We start from the raw sequence: 19,067 nt of genomic DNA, 5'->3' as shown, positions 1-19,067 counted from the left end.
GTCCGCTGAACCCAAGGCCCCCATGCGTACCCGTGTCCTCACCGGCATTACTACCACCGGCACGCCGCACCTCGGCAATTACGCTGGCGCGATCCGCCCGGCCATCGTGGCCAGCAAGGATCCCGGCGTCGATGCCTTCTATTTCATGGCCGACTACCACGCGTTGATCAAGGCGGACGACGCCGCGCGCGTCGCGGCCTCGCGCATGAAGATCACGGCCACCTGGCTGGCCGGCGGCTTGGACCCCGACACCGCCACCATTTACCGGCAGTCGGATATCCCCGAAGTGCCCGAGCTGATGTGGCTGCTCACCTGCGTCACCGCCAAGGGGCTGCTCAACCGCGCCCACGCCTACAAGGCCGCGGTGGACAAGAACGTGGCCGAGCAGGAGGACGCCGATGCGGGCGTCACCGCGGGCCTCTACATGTACCCGGTGCTCATGGCCGCTGACATCCTGGCCTTCAACGCCAACAAGGTGCCGGTGGGCCGCGACCAGATCCAGCACATCGAGATGGCGCGCGATATCGCACAGCGCTTCAACCACATCTACGGGCGCGACTACTTCGTGCTGCCCGAGGTGCAGATCGAGGAGCAGGTGGCCACGCTGCCCGGCCTCGATGGCCGCAAGATGTCGAAGAGCTACGACAACACCATCCCGTTGTTCGACGGCGGCCCGAAGGCGCTGCGCGAATCGATCATGAAGATCGTCACCGACTCGCGCGCACCGGGTGAGCCGAAAGAGACCGAAGATTCCGCGCTGTTCACGATCTTCAAGGCCTTCGCCACGCCGGCGGAGTCCGCCGCGTTCGCGGATGCGCTGCATGGCGGCCTCGGCTGGGGTGAAGCCAAGCAGGTGCTGTTCGAGCGCATCGAAGCCGACGTGGCCCCCATGCGCGAGCGCTACGACTCGCTCATGGCGCGCCCCGACGACATGGAAGACATCCTGCTGGCCGGTGCCGCCAAGGCCCGCGCCATCGCCGTGCCGTTGCTGGAGCAGCTGCGCGATGCCGTGGGCCTGCGCACGTTCCGCCCGGTGGCCAAGGCCGTCGAGCCGGCCACCACCAAGCCCGCGTCGAAAGCGAAGCCGCCGCGCTTCGCCAGCTTCCGCGAGGCCGATGGCAGCTTCCGCTTCCGCCTGTTTGGTGCGGATGGCGAGGAGCTGCTGCTGTCGGTGCCGTTCGCCGACCCGAAGGCCGCCGGCGTCGCGCGGCAGGCGCTCTCCGTGGTGGGCGGCGCGGCTGCCGCCATCGAATCGCAGGGCGACCACGTCGTGCTGCTCGTCGACGGTGCCATCGTCGGCCAGGGCCAGCCGTATCCCGACGAGGTGGCACGCGCCGCCGCCATGCTCCGCCTCCGCGCCGCCCTCGACGCGCTCGCCGCCGCCCAGGAATAACGCCCATGCGCTACCTCGCGCTGATGTTGCTCGCTCCGTGGCTCATCGTGCTTGGCTGGGCCTATTGGCATTACCCGAAGACGCTGCCGCGCACCGCCGCGCGGCGGGTGTTCGACGCGCTGGCGCTGCTCGCGTCGGTGGTGCTTTCCATCCAGGCCGCGCTGATGGTCTTCGACGCGGTGGAACTGCCCGCTGCCGATGAATTCGGGCCGAAGAGTGGGGCGATCTGGCAGCAGGTGGTGCCAGCGCTGTATGGCTACGGGGCGTTCGTGGCGGTGCTGGCCGTGGCGCTGCTAGTCCGCCACGTCACATGGCGCCGACGCCCGCGGTAGGAGCGCACCCGTGCGCGATGGGTGCTTGCCACAAGGCTCATCATGTAGGAGCGCACCCTGTGCGCGATGGGTGCTTGCCATTAGGCTCATCGCGAGGAGCGGTCGCCCACGGGTGTGGGCTCCTACCCGTCGGCCGTTTAGCCGCGCACGCGCAGGGTCAGGCCCTTGAGGAAGTTGCGCAGGAACTGGTCGCCGCAGAGGCGGAAGTTGCTGTGCTTGGGCTGGCGGAAGAGGGCGTTCACTTCGCCCTTGGAAACGCGGAACCCGGCGCCCTCCATGATGGCCAGGATGTCGTCTTCCTTCAGCTCGAACGCGACGCGCAGCTTCTTCAGCACGGTGTTGTTGTTGACGCGCGGCTCCACGGGGCGGGGCGTCTGGCTTTCGTCGCGGCCGCGGCGGTGGATGATGAGGCCGTCGAGGAAGTGGGCCATGGCCACGTCGGGCATGGCGGCGAAGCCGGGCTCGGCCTCGTCTTTCCTGAGCCAGGCCTCCACGTCTTCACGGGTGGCCTTGAAGCCGGTGAGCGCGAGGATATCGACGACGTGGACATCGCCGAGGTCGAGCATGTAGCGGATGCTGCGGAGGGTGTCGTTGTTGAGCATCGCGCAAGGATACCCCCAAAAACGACTGTGGGAGCGCGCTTGCGCGCGATGGGCTTGCCGCGGGGCCCATCGCGCGCAAGCGCGCTCCCACATTGTTTCAGGCCTTAATTCGGCAGGCCCAGGTCGTCGAGCATCGCCTTCAGGAAGCGCGCGGCTTCACCGCCGGTGGCGGCGCGGTGGTCGAAGGTGAGCGACAGCGGCATGCGGCGGTGCACTTCGATGCCACCCATGACAGCGACCACGTCGTGGCTGAGCTTGCCGGCACCGACGATGGCGACCGTCGGCGGCACGACCACCGGGGTGGCGTAGCGGCCGGCGAACATGCCGAAGTTGCTCAGGCTGATGGTGTAGCCCGAGAGCTCCGATGCCGGGATGCTGCGGTCCTCGACCGACGCTCGCAGGCGCTTGATGGCGGCGCGGACGCCGGCACCGTCGAGCACGTCGGCGTTGCGCAGGGCCGGCACGAACAGGCCGTCGTCGGTATCGACGGCGATGCCGATATCCACGTGCGGGTGCAGCGTGCGGGTGAGGTCTTTGCCGTTGAACCACGCGTTCAGCGCCGGCACGGCCTTGCAGGCCACGACGATGGCGCGGATGAGGCGCGCGGTGATGTCCTGCTTGCCGATCCAGGCGTGCAGGTCGGCGTCGTCGACGAGGGTGGTGGGGACGACCTGCGCGTGGGCATCGGCCATGACGCGCGCCATGTTGCGGCGGACGCCTTTGAGCTGCTCCGGCTGGCCCATCGCCTCCTTGCCCGGGGGCGCGGTGCGCACGGCCTTGCCGGCCAGCGACACCGGCGTGCGGGTCGGGGCGGGGCCCGGTTCCGGCAGCGACGGCGCGAGGTGTTGGGCGGCGGCCGGGCGTGCCGGAGCGGAACCCACGGCAGCCGTGCCGTTGGCGGCGGCGTTCTTCACGTCGGCCATGGTGATGACGCCACCGGCGCCGGTGGGCTGCACGCGGGTGAGGTCCACCTTCAGCTTCTTGGCGGCGGCGCGCACGGCCGGCACGGCCTTGACGCCACCGGCGCTGGAGACCTGCTCGGTATGCACGGCATTGCCGCTCACCATGGCGCCCACGACGGTGCCTTCGTCTTCGCGGTCGGCGCCGGCCTTCGGCGGGTCGATCTCGCCGCCGTCGTCGGAGGCAACGACCTTTGACGAATCATCCGCCGCGGGCGAGCCGACGCTCTTCTTCGGGCCATGGTGGTGGCCAGTGGATTCGGCCTCGGCGCGCTGGCGCGCGTTCGGGTCGATCTCGAAATCGGCCAGCGATGCGCCGGTTTCGATGATGTCACCCACGGCGCCGTGCAGCTTCTTTACGGTGCCCGAGTAGGGCGACGGCACGTCGACGACGGCCTTGGCGGTTTCCATCGACACCAGCGGGGCGTCGAGCTTGATGGTGTCGCCTTCCTTGACGTGCCACTCGACGACGGTCGCGTCGGGCAGGCCTTCGCCGAGGTCGGGCAGGAAAAAGGTTTTGATGTCGGCCATGTCTATCGATTCCTCAGGAGGCGGCGAGCGTGCGCTGGGCGGCTTCGACGATGCGTTCGACGCTGGGCAGGTACTTCATTTCCAGGCGGAACAGCGGGATGTGCGTGTCGAAGCCGGTCACGCGCTCGACCGGGGCGAGCAGGCTGTACAGGCATTCTTCGGACAGGCGGGCGGCGATTTCCGCGCCGAAGCCGGCGGTCTTGGGGGCCTCGTGCACGATGACGCAGCGGCCGGTCTTGGTGACCGATTCGGCGATGGTGTCGAAATCGAGCGGGGTCAGCGTGGCGACGTCGATCACCTCGGCGCTGATGCCCTGCTGGGCGAGCTCGTCGGCGGCTTCAAGGCATTCCTTGACCTGCGCGCCCCAGGTGACCAGCGTGACATCGGTGCCATCGCGCAGCACGAAGCAGACGTCGAGCGGCAGGGCCTCGCCGTCGTCGGGCACCTCTTCCTTGTACTGGCGGTAGATGCGCTTCGGCTCGAAGAAGATGACCGGATCCGGGTCGCGGATGGCGGCCAGCAGCAGGCCGTACGCGCGGGCCGGCGAGGAAGGCATGACGACGCGCAGGCCGGGGATGTTGGTGAACAGGTGCTCGTTGGCCTCGGAGTGGTGCTCCGGTGCGCGGATGCCGCCGCCCCAGGGGGCGCGCCACACGGCGGGCACCGTCATGCGGCCACGCGTGCGGTTGCGCATGCGGGCGGCGTGGCAGGCGATGTGCTCCATCATCGGGTAGATGAAGCCCTCGAACTGCGCCTCGGCCACCGGCTTCATGCCCTGCACGGCCAGGCCGATGGTGAGGCCGGCGATGGTGCCTTCGTCGAGCGGCGTGTCGATGACGCGCTCTTCGCCGAACTGCTCCTGCAGGCCCTGGGTGGCGCGGAATACGCCGCCGTTGACGCCGACATCCTCGCCGAGCACCACGACGCTATCGTCGTTGCGCATTTCGTAGGCGAGCGCCTGGGTCACCGCTTCGATAAGAGTGATTTGTGCCATGGTGGGTGATCCTTACGACTTGCGATCGAGGGAAGCGACGAGCTCGCGCTGTGCTTCGAGGTCGGCCGGGACTTCGGCGTACAGGTAATCGAACATGGCCGTCGCCGGCTGGTTCTTCGTTTCCAGGTACGCGTTCACTTCGTTGTCCATCCAGTCGTCGCACTCGGCCTTCCAGGCCTCTTCCTTCGCGTCATCCCACTTGCCCTTGGCTTCGAGCCACTTGCGCAGGCGCGGCACCGGGTCGCGTTCCCAGGCGTCCTTCACTTCCTGCTCGCCACGGTAGCGGCGGGCGTCGTCGGCGGTGGTGTGGTCGCCGAGGCGGTAGGTGACGGCCTCGATGACCGTGCCGCCCTGGCCGGAGCGGGCGCGCTCGAGCGCGTCTTCCATGGCCTTGCGCACGGCGATGATGTCGTTGCCGTCGACCTGGATGCAGAACAGGCCCGCGGCGATGCCCTTCTGGGCCAGCGTGCCCGAGCCGCTCTGGATGCGGCGCGGCACCGAGATGGCCCACTGGTTGTTCACGATGACCGCCACGAGCGGCAGCTGCTGCGCGCCGGCGACGTTGATGGCGCCGTAGAAATCGCCCTTGGACGAGCCGCCGTCACCGATGGTGCAGACGGCCACGCGGGGTTCCTTGCGGATCTTGAAGGCCAGCGCCGAGCCGGCGGCGTGCAGGCACTGGGTGCCGATGGGCACGCACCAGGCGAAGTCGTGCGCCGGGGCGTCCTGGAAATCGTTGCCGCGCTCGTCGCCACCCCAGTAGGTGTAGACCTCGCGCGGCTTCACGCCGCGGTACAGCTGGGCGCCGTACTCGCGGTACGACACGGCCAGGGAATCCTCGCGGCGCATGGCGCTGCCGATGCCGACGTGCGCTGCCTCGTGGCCCAGGCACGACGCATACGTGCCGAGCTTGCCGGTGCGCTGCAGGGCGATCGACTTGGCGTCGAACACGCGGGTGGAAACCATGAGCTTGTAGAGCTCGACCATGTGGTCGAGATCCTTGGCGAAGGCGGGCATTTCCTTGCCGGTTTCCTTGCCATCCTGGTCAAGGTACTGCAGGTATTCAATTTCGAACTTGGCGGCGATGGACACGACTCGCTCCCAGGGGAAGGTTAGAAACGACACGCACGATGGGGGAAGCGGACGGGCCCATCCAGCGGGGCGCGAACGGCTTATCAGGTCTTGCGAGCCGGACTAGATATCAGGGGTATTATGGCCCGGCAAGGCACGGCGCAGCATGGCCCCGCCCCGTGCCGCCCGTGAAATGGCGTCGTGGCGCGGTTCGCGCGCCATTCCCCCCAAATGTGAAGGCACCCATGGCCCACCCCCAGCGCGACCTCGAACCCGGCATCCGCACCGATCTTGGCGGTGCGCTGACGTATGGCGAGTACCTGCGCCTGGACCAGGTCCTGTCCGCGCAGCACCCCCAGAGCCAGCCGCCGCACCACGACGAGCTGTTGTTCATCGTGCAGCACCAGACCGCCGAGCTCTGGCTGAAACTGATGATCCACGAGCTGGACGCCGCGCTGGCGCGCCTGCGCGCCGACGACCTGGGTGGCACCCAGAAAGTGCTTGCCCGGGTCAAGCAGATCCAGCGCCAGCTCTACGAACAGTGGGGTGTGCTCGAAACGCTCACCCCGGCCGAATACCTGCAATTCCGCGACGTGCTGGGCCCGTCGTCGGGCTTCCAGTCGCTGCAATACCGGGTCGTCGAATTCCTGCTGGGTAACAAGCACGGCGACATGCTGGCTGTGTTCGAGCACGACCCGGCCGCCCATGCGCGCCTGAAAGCGGTGTTCGAGGCGCCCGGCCTTTACGACGAGTACCTGCGCTTCCTCGCCCGCCGCGGCCACCCGGTGCCGGTCGACCTGCTGGAACGCGATTTCACCCAGCCCTGGCGCAGCCAGCTGGCGTTGCTGCCCATCCTCAAGCGCATCTACGAGGACACGGCGGCCTACTGGTCTGAGTACCATCTCAGTGAGCTGCTGGTCGACATCGAAGAAAACTTCCAGCTATGGCGGTTCCGCCATATGAAAACGGTGGAACGCATCATCGGCTTCCGCCCCGGCACCGGCGGCTCGTCCGGCGTGGCCTTCCTGCGCAAGGCGCTGGAACAAAGCTTCTTCCCCGAGCTGATCGAAGTCCGCACGCTTCTGGGTACCTGACCGGCTCCCACAAGGTGTGTTAAACACCCGCATCGATCCACGCCAAGGGAAGCCATGACTCCAACCGCCCCCAGCCAGGCACAGCACGTGCCCGAGTACCCGCAGATCATGGGCCACCCGCGTCCGCTATGGATGCTGTTCATGACCGAATTCTGGGAGCGCTTCGCGTTCTACGGCATGCGCTGGGCGCTGGCGCTGTACATCGTGGCGGAGTTCTTCAACGGCGACGCGGCGGGGCAGGGCTATGCCAGCCGCACCTATGGCGCCTACCTGGCGCTGGTGTACGCCTCGGCCATCTTCGGCGGTTACGTGGCCGACCGCGTGTTGGGCTACCAGCGCTCGATCCTGCTGGGCGCCGCGGTGATGGGCCTTGGCCTGTTCATGGTGATGGTGCCGCAGCAGGATATCTTCCTCGCGGGCCTCGCCACCGTCATCGTCGGCAACGGCCTCTTCAAGCCGAACATCTCCTCGCTGGTGGGGCAGATCTACCCGGTGGGCGACGAGCGCCGCGACCGCGGTTTCACCCTGTTCTACATGGGCATCAACCTGGGCGGCTTCCTTGCCCCGCTGGTCACCGGCTGGATCGCCTCGGTGCTCACCGATACCCCGCTGCAGCAGAACTACCGCGCCGTGTTCGCCTCCACCGGCATCGGCATGGTCATCTGCTTCATCTGGTTCCTCATCGGCCGTTCGCAGCTGAAGGGCGTCGGCGTGCCGCCGCCGGAACGCCACGAGGGCAAGAGCCTGCTGGCGGTCATCGTCGGCATCGTCATCGCCGTGCCGCTGGTCTATCTCCTCATGGCGAAGGCCGGGGCCATCTTCATCGCGTGGCTGCTGGGCGCGCTGTTCGTCGGCGTGGCCGTCATGCTGGTGCTGGAAGCCGTGCGCCACGACACCATCCAGATCCATCGCGTCATCGCCATGCTGGTGCTGTTCGCTTTCAACGTGCTGTTCTGGATGTTCTTCGAGCAGGCCGGCAGCTCGTTCAACTTCCTGGCGCAGAACCTGGTCGACCGCATCATGTTCGGCTGGGAGTTCCCCGTGGGCTGGTTCCAGTCGGTGAACTCCGCGGCCATCCTCGTGTTCGCACCGCCCGTGGCTATCGTCTGGGCCTGGCTGGCCAGCCGCCGCATGGAGCCCTCCATCCCGCGCAAGTTCGGCCTGGGCCTGATCTTCAACGCCCTGGGCTTCCTGGTGCTGATGTACGCGCTGAAGAGCCTCGTCGACGGCCGCGGCCTCATCCCGTTCTGGCCGCTGGCGGCCTGCTACGTGGCCCAGACCATCGGCGAGCTGTGCCTGTCGCCCATCGGCCTGTCGATGGTGACGAAGCTGGCGCCCATCCGCGTGGTGGGCCTGGCCATGGGCGGCTGGTTCCTCTCCACCGCCATCGGCAACAACCTCTCGGGCCTGCTCGCCGGCCATATCAGCGGCGAAAGCGGCATGACGGTGGGTTCGGCGCTGTCCGGCTTCACCTTCAGCTTCGAACTGCTGATCGGCGCGGGCATCCTGCTGTTCCTCATCGCACCGCTGATCAACAGGCTGATGCACGGGATCAAGTAGGAGCGCGCTTGCGCGCGACATCTTTCGCCCAAACGCAACAGGCCCTGTAGCGTCTTCGCGAAAGATGTCGCCCGCGAGCGGGCTCCTACAATCGAGTGGCCGTTAGCCCAGCAGCTTGTCCAGGATCTTCTCCAGCCAGGCCTTCTCGTCCTCGCTGAGTTTGCCCAGCAGCTCGCGCTCGTGGGCGCGGGCCAGGGGGGCCACCTCGTCGTGGATGGCCCAGCCGGCCTCGGAGAGCTGCAGCACCGAGCGGCGCTTGTCGCCGTCGTAGGTGCCCCGGTCGACCCGGCCGGCCTCGACCAGGCGGGCCACCGCCCGGCTCACGGCCACCTTGTCCATGCGGGTGCGTTCCACCACCTGGGTGGCCGAGCTGGCCGGGAACCGGGCCAGGATCGTCATCACGCGCCATTCCGTCATGCTGAGCTGGAATCGGCCCTGGTACTCGTCCGCGATCGACTGGCTGACCGTGTTCGAAAGGATCGACAGGCGATAGGGCAGGAAATGCTCCAGCTCCAGCGGGGCGTGGGCGGGGACGGAGACGGTTTCGAGGGTCATTGCTGCGCCGATCCTTGCAATTGGTTACAAGTGAAACTATAAGGTCGCGGTAGACGGCGAAAGCCGCCCCCGTAGCCAGGAGTATCGCTTATGAGCGCCCAGCCCAATATCGGTATGGAAGTCACCACCTTCGAAAACCCCCAGGGTGTCGACGGTTTCGAGTTCGTCGAGTTTGCCGCGCCGGATGCCAAGCTACTCCACGACCTGTTCCCGCGTCTCGGTTTTATCGCCGTGGCGAAGCACAAGACGAAGCAGATCACGCTTTATCGCCAGGGCGAGTGCAATTTCCTGGTGAACGAGGAGCCGGCTTCGTTCGCGGCCGATTTCGTCGCCAAACACGGCCCCTGCGCCTGCGGCTTCGCCATCCGCTTCAACCGCCCGGCCACCGACGTGCAGGCCACCGCGCTGTCGAACGGCGCCGAGCTGGTCACGGAATTCATCGATACGCTCGCGCTCGACGTGCCCACCATCAAGGGCATCGGCGACGCCTGCCTGTACCTCATCGACACCTACGGCGCCAAGGGCGATTGCTTCGACGCCGAGTACGATTTCTTCCCGGGGGTCGAACGCCACCCGAAGGGCTTTGGCCTCACCTTCATCGATCACCTGACGCATAACCTGCACTTCGGCAACATGCAGAAGTGGTCCGATTACTACGAGCGCCTGTTCAACTTCCGCGAAATCCGCTACTTCGACATCAAGGGCGCCAAGACCGGGCTGGTGTCGAAAGCGATGACCGCACCGGATGGCATGGTGCGCATCCCGCTGAACGAGAGCTCCGACCACGGCTCGCAGATCAACGAATACATCCGCGAATACAACGGCGAAGGCATCCAGCACATCGCCCTGTTCACGGATAACATCTACGAAACCGTCGAAGCCATGCGCGAGAAGGACGTGGCCTTCCTCGATACGCCCGATACGTATTTCGAAGTCATCGATATCCGCATCCCGGGCCACAGCGAAGACGTGCCGCGCCTGCAGAAGAACAAGCTGCTGATCGACGCCGACCCCGAGACGCACAAGAAGCTGCTGCTGCAGATTTTCACGCAGAACAACATCGGCCCGATCTTCTTCGAGATCATCCAGCGCAAGGGCAACGAAGGCTTCGGCAACGGCAACTTCCAGGCGCTGTTCGAGTCGATCGAGCGCGACCAGATGCGCCGCGGCGTCATCTAAGCGAATTATTGGCACCATCTTGTGGGAGCGCGCTTGCGCGCGATAGGGTCGGCGACACGCCCCATCGCGCGTTTACCCCCTCTTCGGGGGCAAGCGCGCTCCCACATTGGGAAACTCTCACGATGAGCCACGCAAACGACACTAGCGGCTACCAGACCGGCTTCGGCAACGAGTTCGCCACCGAAGCGGTGGCGGGCGTGCTGCCCACGGGCCAGAACTCGCCGCAGAAGGTGGCGAAGGGCCTCTATGCGGAGCAGCTGAGCGGCAGCGCGTTCACCGCGCCACGCCACCGCAACCTGCGTAGCTGGCTCTACCGCATCCTGCCAGCGGCGCAGCATTCGCCGTTCCGCGCGCTGGCGCACGCCACCTTCCACAATCGCTTCGACGAGGCCCCGGCCACGCCGAACCAGATGCGCTGGGATCCGCTGCCCATGCCGGCGGCCGGCACCGACTTCGTCGATGGCCTGTTCACCATGGGCGGCAACGGCGGCCCGGCCGAGCAGGCGGGCGTCGGCATCCACCAGTACCTGGCCAACCGTTCCATGGCGGGCCGTTATTTCTACAACGCCGACGGCGAGCTCCTGCTCGTGCCGCAGCAGGGCCGCCTGCGCGTGCGTACGGAACTGGGTGTGCTCGACCTCGAGCCGCTGGAGATCGGCGTGGTGCCGCGCGGCGTGCGGTTCCTCGTGGAGCTGCCCGATGGCGAGGCGCGCGGCTATATCGCCGAGAACTTCGGCGCGCCGCTGCACCTGCCCGATCTCGGCCCCATCGGCGCCAACGGCCTCGCACACCCGCGCGATTTCCTGACGCCGGTCGCGGCGTACGAGGACCTCGACGGCGATTTCGCGCTCATCGCGAAGTTCCAGGGCACGCTGTGGCAGGCCGACATCAACCACTCGCCGCTCGACGTGGTGGCGTGGCACGGCAACTACGCCCCCTACAAATACGATCTGCGCCGCTTCAACACCATCGGCTCCATCGCCGTGGACCACCCGGATCCGAGCATCTTCACCGTACTCACCTCGGCCAGCGATACGCCGGGCGTGGCCAACATGGATTTCGTGATCTTCCCGCCGCGCTGGCTGGTGGCCGAGCACACGTTCCGGCCGCCGTATTTCCACCGCAACATCGCCAGCGAGTTCATGGGCCTGATCACGGGGGCCTACGACGCGAAGGCAGGTGGTTTCGTGCCGGGCGGCTCCAGCCTGCACAATTGCATGAGCGGCCACGGCCCGGATAACGCCAGCTTCGAGAAGGCGTCGAACGCCGATGTGTCGAAGGCGGACCACATCACGGGCACCATGGCCTTCATGTTCGAAACCCGCAAGGTCATCCGGCCGAGCCAGCAGGCGCTGGATTCCGCCGCGCTGCAGGGCGACTATTACGAATGCTGGCGCGGGTTGAAGAAGCACTTCGACCCCCACGGCGCCTGAGAAAACCGAAGGACACGCATGAAACTCGCTTCCCTGAAGGAAGGCGGCCGCGACGGCACCCTGGTGGTGGTCAGCCGCGACCTCGCCACGGCCGTGAAGGCCACCGGCATCGCCGCCACGATGCAGGCCGCGCTGGACGACTGGCACACCGTGGCGCCGCGCCTCAACGCGCTGGCGGAAGACCTCGCCGCCGGCAAGGCCAGCGGCGCGTTCCCGCTCGACATGGCGCGCCTCGCCGCGCCGCTGCCGCGCGCCTATGAGTTCGTCGATGGCAGCGCCTACCTGCCGCACGTGGAGCGCGTGCGCCGCGCCCGCGGCGCCGAGGTGCCGTCGTCGTTCTACAGCGACCCGCTGATGTACCAGGCCACCAGTGCCGGCTTCCTCGGCCCGCGCGACCCGGTCGTGGTGCCGAGTGAGGAGTACGGCATCGACCTGGAAGCCGAGGTGGTCGTCATCACCGACGACGTGCCGATGGCTGCCGACGCGGGCGTTGCCTCGGGCCACATCCAGCTCGTGGGCCTGGTCAACGATGTGTCGCTGCGCGGCCTCATCCCCAACGAGCTGGCCAAGGGTTTCGGCTTCCTCCAGTCGAAGCCGCGCTCGGCCCTTTCGCCGGTGTTCGTCACGCCCGATGAGCTGGGCGATGCCTGGCAGGGCGACAAGCTGCACCTGCCCATGCGCACGTGGATCAACGGCCAGTGGTTCGGCGAGGCCGAGTGCGGCGTCGACATGCAGTTCAACTTCGCGCAGCTGGTGGCCCACGCCGCCAAGACGCGCCCGCTCACGGCCGGCACCATTGTCGGCTCGGGCACCATCGCCAACGAAGACACCAGCAAGGGCGCCTCGTGCCTGGCCGAGCAGCGCACGGTGGAAACCCTGCGCGACGGCAAGCCGGCCACGCCGTTCCTGAAGTTCGGCGATACCGTGCGTATCGACGTCACGAACAAGGACGGCGAGTCCATCTTTGGTTCGATCGAGCAGGATATCTGCCGGGCCTAGAAGTCGTAGGAGCCCACTCTGTGGGCGACAGCTTTTCGCGAAGAGCTGTCGCCCACAGGGTGGGCTCCTACAACCACCACTAAGGCTGCTGCATCTGCACGCCGTTGTGGATGCTGCGCAACGACACCGGCAACAACGCGTAGCGCATGTCCTTGCCACCCGCGGGCAGTGGGTCGAAGTGGGTCTGGTCGAGCGCACGCGCCAGGCGCATGCCGCTCGCGGGGTCGGGGTAGGCATCGATCAGCCAGCGGCGCGTGATCGACCCGTCGGGCCCCACCTCCACGAAATACTGCGCGAATGCGCCGTCGTCCTTCTCTGCTTTGGTCGTGACGCCCAGGCGCGCCCGTGCGGGCATGCGGGCCTTGCCGAGCCCGGGGCCACTGGAGGGGCGCGGCGGGTTCGCCGCCATTTGCTTGTCCAGCGCCGCCATGCGCCCGTTGACGTCGCGGATCAGCGCCTGCTCATCGAAGGGGCCCAGCGCATCCGTGATGCGCTTGAGCAGCATGGTGTAGTAGCCCGAGCCTTTTTGCGCGTCGCCCGCGCCGGGCGTGCCGTTCGACCGGATGTAATAAGCGTTCTCGATCTGGTACCACACCATGGCCTCGCGCGCGTGGCCGTCGGCGAGTTCCAGCTCGGCCAGCTTGATCATGGCGCCACGGCGGCCCTGGCTGGCCGCGGCCGTGAACAGGTCGCGGGCCTTGTCGTGGTCTTCGGGGAAGAGATGTGCCGGGTGGCGCGGGCCCCAGCGGTAGAGGGAGCCGGCAACATCCATGCTGTTGGCGTTGCCGGCGAGAGCCGTGCAGGTGAGCAACTGTGCAAGCCGCTGGCGCTCGGGTTCGGGGGTGTTCGGGTCGAGCAGGCCGGTGCCGATGAGTTCGCCGGTGGGCGGCGCGGTGGCGGTGCAGTCGGCGGCGGCGGCGGTGATGGCGTGCGTGGCGAAGGCCAGGCAGGCGAGGGTGGCTAGGCGTCGTTTCATGTCCGGTCCTTGGGAAAAAGAAAAGCCCGCGAAGTATGCGGGCTTTTCTGTGTCGCTTCGATGTAGGAGCATCGCGCGCAGGCGCGCTCCTACAGGGGGGGGGGCTTACTTCGCGGCCATCAGGGCCTTGGCCATGTCGAGCATGCGGTTGGAGAAGCCCCACTCGTTGTCGTACCACGAGAGGACCTTCACCAGCGTGCCGCCCATGACGCGGGTCTGCGTCGCGTCGTAGATCGACGAGTGCGCGTTGTGGTTGAAGTCGATGGACACCAGCGGCTTCGTGTTGACGCCGAGGATGCCCTTCAGCTTGCCGTTGGCCGCTTCGTTGATGGCGGCATCGATCTCTTCCTTCGTCGTCTCGCGGGCGGCGGTGAAGGTGAGGTCGACCACCGAGACGTTGATCGTCGGCACGCGCATGGCGAAACCGTCGAGCTTGCCGTTGAGCTCCGGCAGCACCAGGCCCACCGCGGCGGCGGCGCCGGTCTTGGTCGGGATCTGGCTGTGCGTGGCGCTACGGGCGCGGCGCAGGTCGGAGTGGTAGACGTCCGTCAGCACCTGGTCGTTGGTGTAGGCATGGATGGTGGTCATCAGGCCGTGGACGATGCCGACCTTCTCATGCAGCACCTTGGCGAGCGGCGCGAGGCAGTTGGTGGTGCACGAGGCGTTGGAGATGACCTGCAGGCCCGCGTGCAGCTTGTCGTCGTTGACGCCGATGACGAAGGTGCCGTCCACGTCCTTGTCGCCCGGGGCGGAGATGATCACCTTCTTGGCGCCGCCGGCGATGTGGGCGCTGGCCTTGGCCTTCGAGGTGAAGAAGCCGGTGCACTCGAGCACCACGTCGACGCCGTGCTCGCCCCAGGGCAGCTTGGCGGGGTCGCGCTCGGCGAACACCTTGATGCGGTCGCCGTTGACGATCAGGTCGCCGCCGTCCACCGACACTTCGCCCGGGAAACGGCCGTGGGCCGTGTCGTACTGGGTCAGGTGCGCGTTGGTTTCCGCGTCGCCGAGATCGTTGATCGCGACGATCTGGATATCCTGGCCATTCTTCTTCGACTCGTAGAGCGATCGCAGGACATTGCGACCGATGCGACCGTAACCGTTGATGGCGACCTTGATGGTCATGGTTTGCCTCCGGGTGGGAATTGCGTATGGGCGAGGGGCGTAAACCTCCATGGTAACGGAAGGGCGCCAGGGGCGGCTTGCTGCACCGCCGCGATTTGTCATTCGCCCCTCAGTCCGGGTGTGGCACACTTGGCCGTTGGCCCGCCCCGGAAACGTTTACTGTCCCATGAAGACGCCCCATAAGCGCCGCACCATCGCCACCCTGGTGGCCCTCTCCCTCGCCGCCATGGCCGGTACGGCGGGCGCCTGGGGCGACATCGGCCACCGCATCGTGGCCGACCTGGCCTGGCGCCAGCTCGACCCGTCGGCCAAGGCCGAGGTGGAGCGCCTGCTCAAGGCCGACGGGGACGACTCCCTGGCCGACGTGGCCAGCTGGCCCGACCACCTCCGCAACGACCCGGAGAAGAAAGACCTGGGCAAGGCCACCGCGCCGCTGCACTACGCCGATTTCCACGACCCCAGGTGCCACTACAACCCGCCGGTGGATTGCGCCGACGGCAAGTGCGTGGTGGGTGGCCTCGAGAAGTACGTGGCCATCCTGGGCGACCGCAGCAAGTCGAACGCCGAGCGTGCCGAGGCCCTGAAGTTCGTGGTCCATTTCGTGGGCGACGTGCACCAGCCGCTGCACGCGGGCAACCGCGATGACAAGGGCGGCAACGAATACCAGGTGCAGTTCGACGGCAAGGGCACCAACCTGCACAGCGTGTGGGATTCAAAGATGCTCTATACCAAGAACCTCGAGTGGAAGCCCTACGCGGACAAGCTCGCCGCCGAAGGCCCCGTCAAGCTGCCGAAGCCCATGCCGCCGCTCGACAATCCCTACGCGCAGTGGGCGGAGGAAAGCTGCCAGGTGGTGGCCCAGCCCGGCTTCTATCCCGACAGCCACAAGGTGGATGACGCCTATGTGGCGAAGTACCTGCCCACCGCCGAGCTGCGCCTGCGCGAAGCCGGCACGCGGCTGGCCGCCCTGCTGAACAAGACGCTGGACTGAGCCCGCGCGCCCACCGCATCCCGAAGACAAAGACAAAAGGTAAGAAACGATGACCGATATCCAGGTACGCCGCACCAAGATCGTCGCCACCCTCGGCCCCGCCACCGACGCGCCGGGCATGCTCGAGAAGATCCTGGAGGAGGGCGTGGATATCGTTCGCCTCAACCTGTCGCACGGCACCCCCGACGACCACCGCGCCCGCGCCGCCGCCGTGCGTGCGGCCGCCGAGGCCGTGGGCCGTGAAGTGGGCATCCTCGCCGACCTGCAGGGCCCCAAGATCCGCATCGAGAAGTTCGCGGACGGCCCCATCGACCTCATGCCGGGCGACAGCTTCGTCCTCGATTGCCGCCCGGATGCCCCGGCCGGCGACCAGACCCGCGTGGGCGTCAGCTACTACGACCTGCCGCGCGACGTCGTGGCCGGCGACATCCTGCTGCTCGACGACGGCCTCGTCGCGCTGGCGGTGGTCGACGTGGCCGGTACCGAGATCCACACGCGCGTGGCCATCGGTGGCCGCCTGTCGAACCGCAAGGGCCTGAACCGCCAGGGTGGCGGCCTCAGCGTGTCGGCGCTTTCCGACAAGGACCGCAACGACATCAAGCTGGCCGCCGAGATGGGCGCCGACTTCCTTGCCGTCTCGTTCGTGCGCCAGGCCGAAGACCTGCACGAAGCCCGCCGCCTGATGCGCGAAGCCGGTGGCGATGCCGCCATCGTGTCGAAGATCGAGCGTGCCGACGCCATCCCCGTGCTGGGCGAAATCATCGACGCCTCCGACGTCGTCATGGTGGCCCGCGGCGACCTGGGCGTGGAAATCGGCGATGCCGAGCTGCCGGGCCTTCAGAAAAAGATCATCCGCGAGTCGGTGATGCGTAACCGCTCGGTGATCACCGCCACACAGATGCTGCAGTCGATGGTGCGTGCGCCGATCCCCACCCGCGCCGAAGTGCTCGACGTGGCCAACGCCGTCATCGACGGCACCGATGCGGTCATGCTCTCGGAAGAATCGGCCGCGGGCGCGCACCCGGACAAGGCCGTGGCCGCCATGCGCCGCATCTGCCTGGGTGCCGAGCGCCAGTTCGAGCCGCGCGACGACCTGCGCCCGGCCGCCACCAGCCTCGACCGCTCCGACCAGGCCATCGCGCTGGCCGCCATGGTGCTGGCCTCGCAGATCGGCGTGCGCGCCATCGTCTCGCTGACCGAGTCGGGCGCCACCGCCCAGTGGCTGTCGCGCTACCGTTTCGCCGTGCCCATCTACGCCATGAGCCCGTCGGACAAGGCCCGCCGCCGCATGCTCATGCTGCGCGACGTGCAGCCGGTGGCCTTCGAAACCGGCGACCTCGACCCGGCGCACACCGCCCGCGCGGCACTGCAGCACCTGTTCTCGCTCAGCAAGCTGGCCAAGGGCGACCGCGTCATCCTCACCCACGGCGACCACATCGGCCGCCATGGCGGCACCAATACGCTGAAGCTGCTGGTGATCGGCGACGACGGCATCGCCGATAGCCTGCGCGACCTGTAAAGGCGCACTTGTGGGAGCGCGCTTGCGCGCGATGGGGCCACCGCACCGCCCATCGCGCGCAAGCGCGCTCCCACAACACAAATCCACACGCTCTGAATGCCGGACGGGGTTAAACTCTGGGCCCTGGCACACCATCGAGGGCGTCATGATCCGCACTACTCTCCAAGCCGGCGCCATCGCCGCCGCCGTCCTCCTGCTTGCCGCCGGCCCCGCCGCGGCGCAGACCACCCGCAAGGTCGCCCCCGAGCGCCTGCCGTATTACTGGGTGCTCACCAACTCGTCGGTCGAGGCCGATGTGCCGAACACGGGCAAGAACCTCGACCAGCCGGGCTGCGTGGCGGTCACCTACCTCATCGGGTCCGATGGCCGCACGCAGAACGTCGTGGCCGCCAAGACCGTGCCCGAGGGCGACCTCGCCCAGGTCGGCGCCAGCGCGGTGAAGAACTTCCGCTACGGCCCCACCGGCGTGAACCGCGCCGCCGAGCCGGTTTCCACGTACTACGTCGTGGGCTTCAACCTGCCCGAGGATCCCGCCCGCAAGGCCGCCATCCTCAAGCAGTGCGCACTGCCGGGTTACCAGACCACTTGATGCCGCGGCTGCGCCGCACAACAGGTTCCACGGGGTATTCCCCTATACTCCGCCGGTTTTCGCACTAAAGCCCCACCTCAGCGCGGGGCATACCACTACTTACACGGAGTCTTCATGAGCATCGAAAACCTCGAACAGGTCGCGCAGGCGATGGTCGCGCCGGGCAAGGGCATCATCGCCGTCGACGAATCGACCGCCACGATCAAGAAGCGCATGGAGGCCGTGGGCCTCGAGAATTCGGAAGAAAACCGCCGCAAATACCGCCAGCTGCTGCTCACCGCGCCTGGCCTGGGCGAGTACATCTCCGGCGCCATCCTGTTCGACGAGACGATCCGCCAGAAGACCGACGACGGCCGCAGCATGGTCGAGGCCATGAAGGCCGCCGGCATCATCCCCGGCATCAAGGTCGACAAGGGCACGCACCCGCTGGCCGGTTCGCCGGGCGAGCTCATCACCGAGGGCCTCGACGGCCTGCGCGAGCGCCTGCAGGAGTACGCCAAGCTGGGTGCCCAGTTCGCCAAGTGGCGCGCGGTCATCAACATTGGCGAGGACACCCCGAGCTCGGCGGCCATCGAAGCCAACACGCATGCGCTGGCCCGTTACGCCGCGCTGTGCCAGGAAGTGGGCCTGGTGCCCATGGTCGAGCCCGAAATCGTCATGGACGGCAAGGACAACGTCCAGGACCTCAACACCAGCTACCTCGTCCACGAGGAAGTGCTGCACAGCCTCTTCAATAACCTCAACCTCTTCGGCGTGATGCTCGAGGGCCTCATCCTCAAGGTGAGCATGGTCATCCCGGGCAAGTACGCGCCGAAGGAAGACCAGGTGGATGCAGAAGAAGTGGCCGACGCCACCGTGCGCGTGTTCAAGCACGCCGTGCCGGCCGCCATCGCCGGCATCGTGTTCCTTTCGGGCGGCCAGACCGACCTGCAGGCCACCCAGCACCTCAACCTCATCAACGCCCAGGGCCCGCACCCCTGGCCCATCAGCTTCTCGTACGGCCGCGCCCTGGTGTCCGCCGCCCTCGAGACCTGGGCCAAGGACCAGAAGGCCAACTACGACGCCGCGCAGAAGACGGTGGTCGAGCGCGCGAAGGAAAACAGCCTCGCTGCGCAAGGCAACTGGAAAAAGAAGTAAGAGGAAATGTAGGAGCGCACTGGTGCGCGAT

18 protein-coding genes are annotated in these 19,067 nt (G+C 67.2%); 11 read left to right on the top strand and 7 right to left on the bottom strand.

The features are described 5' to 3' along the window. Positions 1-22 precede the first annotated feature (22 nt). Together VI08_RS02745 and VI08_RS02740 are read left to right on the top strand one after the other, a co-directional pair. Positions 23-1,393 carry a tryptophan--tRNA ligase gene (locus VI08_RS02745; RefSeq protein WP_045828014.1) on the top strand — a complete coding sequence of 457 codons (1,371 nt, stop codon included), beginning with the start codon at positions 23-25 and terminating at the stop codon, positions 1,391-1,393. A 5-nt stretch (positions 1,394-1,398) separates the two neighbouring features. Continuing rightward, on the top strand, positions 1,399-1,725 hold the full coding sequence (locus tag VI08_RS02740) for a hypothetical protein (RefSeq protein ID WP_045828013.1): 327 nt from the start codon (positions 1,399-1,401) through the stop codon (positions 1,723-1,725). A 137-nt stretch (positions 1,726-1,862) separates the two neighbouring features. On the opposite strand, the gene VI08_RS02735 is transcribed toward VI08_RS02740, so the two are convergent. The 4 genes from VI08_RS02735 to pdhA all read right to left on the bottom strand — a co-directional run bounded on the left by VI08_RS02735 (position 1,863) and on the right by pdhA (position 5,903). Then, entirely contained in the window at positions 1,863-2,327 is a 465-nt protein-coding gene (locus VI08_RS02735) for a DUF1456 family protein (protein WP_045828012.1), read from the bottom strand. Between the two features lie 104 nt (positions 2,328-2,431). Continuing rightward, positions 2,432-3,817: a dihydrolipoamide acetyltransferase family protein gene (locus VI08_RS02730; protein WP_045828011.1), complete on the bottom strand. Its 1,386-nt coding sequence runs from the start codon at positions 3,815-3,817 to the stop codon at positions 2,432-2,434. A gap of 13 nt (positions 3,818-3,830) precedes the next feature. Continuing rightward, entirely contained in the window at positions 3,831-4,811 is a 981-nt protein-coding gene (locus tag VI08_RS02725) for an alpha-ketoacid dehydrogenase subunit beta (RefSeq protein ID WP_045828010.1), read from the bottom strand. A gap of 12 nt (positions 4,812-4,823) precedes the next feature. Beyond that, on the bottom strand, positions 4,824-5,903 hold the full coding sequence (gene pdhA, locus VI08_RS02720; protein WP_045828009.1) for a pyruvate dehydrogenase (acetyl-transferring) E1 component subunit alpha: 1,080 nt from the start codon (positions 5,901-5,903) through the stop codon (positions 4,824-4,826). Positions 5,904-6,127: 224 nt separating this feature from the next. On the opposite strand from pdhA, the gene VI08_RS02715 reads away from it, so the two are divergent. Together VI08_RS02715 and VI08_RS02710 are read left to right on the top strand one after the other, a co-directional pair. Beyond that, positions 6,128-6,976, top strand: coding sequence for a tryptophan 2,3-dioxygenase (locus VI08_RS02715; RefSeq protein WP_045828008.1), 849 nt, complete (start codon positions 6,128-6,130; stop codon positions 6,974-6,976). A 54-nt stretch (positions 6,977-7,030) separates the two neighbouring features. Continuing rightward, positions 7,031-8,536, top strand: coding sequence for a peptide MFS transporter (locus tag VI08_RS02710; protein WP_045828007.1), 1,506 nt, complete (start codon positions 7,031-7,033; stop codon positions 8,534-8,536). Positions 8,537-8,638: 102 nt separating this feature from the next. Here VI08_RS02710 and VI08_RS02705 read toward each other — a convergent pair whose 3' ends face one another. After that, on the bottom strand, positions 8,639-9,091 hold the full coding sequence (locus tag VI08_RS02705; RefSeq protein ID WP_045828006.1) for a MarR family winged helix-turn-helix transcriptional regulator: 453 nt from the start codon (positions 9,089-9,091) through the stop codon (positions 8,639-8,641). A gap of 90 nt (positions 9,092-9,181) precedes the next feature. On the opposite strand from VI08_RS02705, the gene hppD reads away from it, so the two are divergent. From hppD to VI08_RS02690, 3 genes are all read left to right on the top strand, one after another. After that, positions 9,182-10,270: a 4-hydroxyphenylpyruvate dioxygenase gene (gene hppD, locus VI08_RS02700; RefSeq protein ID WP_045828005.1), complete on the top strand. Its 1,089-nt coding sequence runs from the start codon at positions 9,182-9,184 to the stop codon at positions 10,268-10,270. Positions 10,271-10,392: 122 nt separating this feature from the next. Further along, positions 10,393-11,703 (top strand): homogentisate 1,2-dioxygenase, encoded by a 1,311-nt coding sequence (gene hmgA, locus VI08_RS02695; RefSeq protein WP_045828004.1) that lies wholly within the window; start codon positions 10,393-10,395, stop codon positions 11,701-11,703. 18 nt (positions 11,704-11,721) lie between these two features. Further along, positions 11,722-12,702: a fumarylacetoacetate hydrolase family protein gene (locus tag VI08_RS02690; RefSeq protein WP_045828003.1), complete on the top strand. Its 981-nt coding sequence runs from the start codon at positions 11,722-11,724 to the stop codon at positions 12,700-12,702. Between the two features lie 79 nt (positions 12,703-12,781). Here VI08_RS02690 and VI08_RS02685 read toward each other — a convergent pair whose 3' ends face one another. Then, complete coding sequence (locus VI08_RS02685; protein ID WP_045828002.1) at positions 12,782-13,678, bottom strand: hypothetical protein; 897 nt, start codon at positions 13,676-13,678, stop codon at positions 12,782-12,784. A gap of 105 nt (positions 13,679-13,783) precedes the next feature. Then, positions 13,784-14,800 carry a type I glyceraldehyde-3-phosphate dehydrogenase gene (gene gap / locus VI08_RS02680; protein ID WP_045828001.1) on the bottom strand — a complete coding sequence of 339 codons (1,017 nt, stop codon included), beginning with the start codon at positions 14,798-14,800 and terminating at the stop codon, positions 13,784-13,786. A gap of 166 nt (positions 14,801-14,966) precedes the next feature. Here gap and VI08_RS02675 point away from each other — a divergent pair, with 166 nt between their 5' ends. The 4 genes from VI08_RS02675 to VI08_RS02660 all read left to right on the top strand — a co-directional run bounded on the left by VI08_RS02675 (position 14,967) and on the right by VI08_RS02660 (position 19,036). After that, positions 14,967-15,791, top strand: a complete 825-nt coding sequence (locus VI08_RS02675) for a S1/P1 nuclease (protein ID WP_045828000.1) — start codon at positions 14,967-14,969, stop codon at positions 15,789-15,791. A gap of 49 nt (positions 15,792-15,840) precedes the next feature. Then, positions 15,841-17,310, top strand: a complete 1,470-nt coding sequence (pyk, locus tag VI08_RS02670; protein WP_045827999.1) for a pyruvate kinase — start codon at positions 15,841-15,843, stop codon at positions 17,308-17,310. Positions 17,311-17,455: 145 nt separating this feature from the next. Further along, positions 17,456-17,899: an energy transducer TonB gene (locus VI08_RS02665; RefSeq protein WP_045827998.1), complete on the top strand. Its 444-nt coding sequence runs from the start codon at positions 17,456-17,458 to the stop codon at positions 17,897-17,899. A gap of 114 nt (positions 17,900-18,013) precedes the next feature. Then, the gene (locus tag VI08_RS02660; protein ID WP_045827997.1) at positions 18,014-19,036 is read left to right on the top strand and encodes a class I fructose-bisphosphate aldolase; all 1,023 of its coding nucleotides are present in this window, start codon (positions 18,014-18,016) and stop codon (positions 19,034-19,036) included. Positions 19,037-19,067 lie beyond the last annotated feature (31 nt).

This window comes from Luteibacter yeojuensis, assembly GCF_000964085.1.
Lineage (GTDB): Bacteria > Pseudomonadota > Gammaproteobacteria > Xanthomonadales > Rhodanobacteraceae > Luteibacter > Luteibacter yeojuensis_A.
This window is presented reverse-complemented; position numbering and strand designations above follow the sequence as displayed.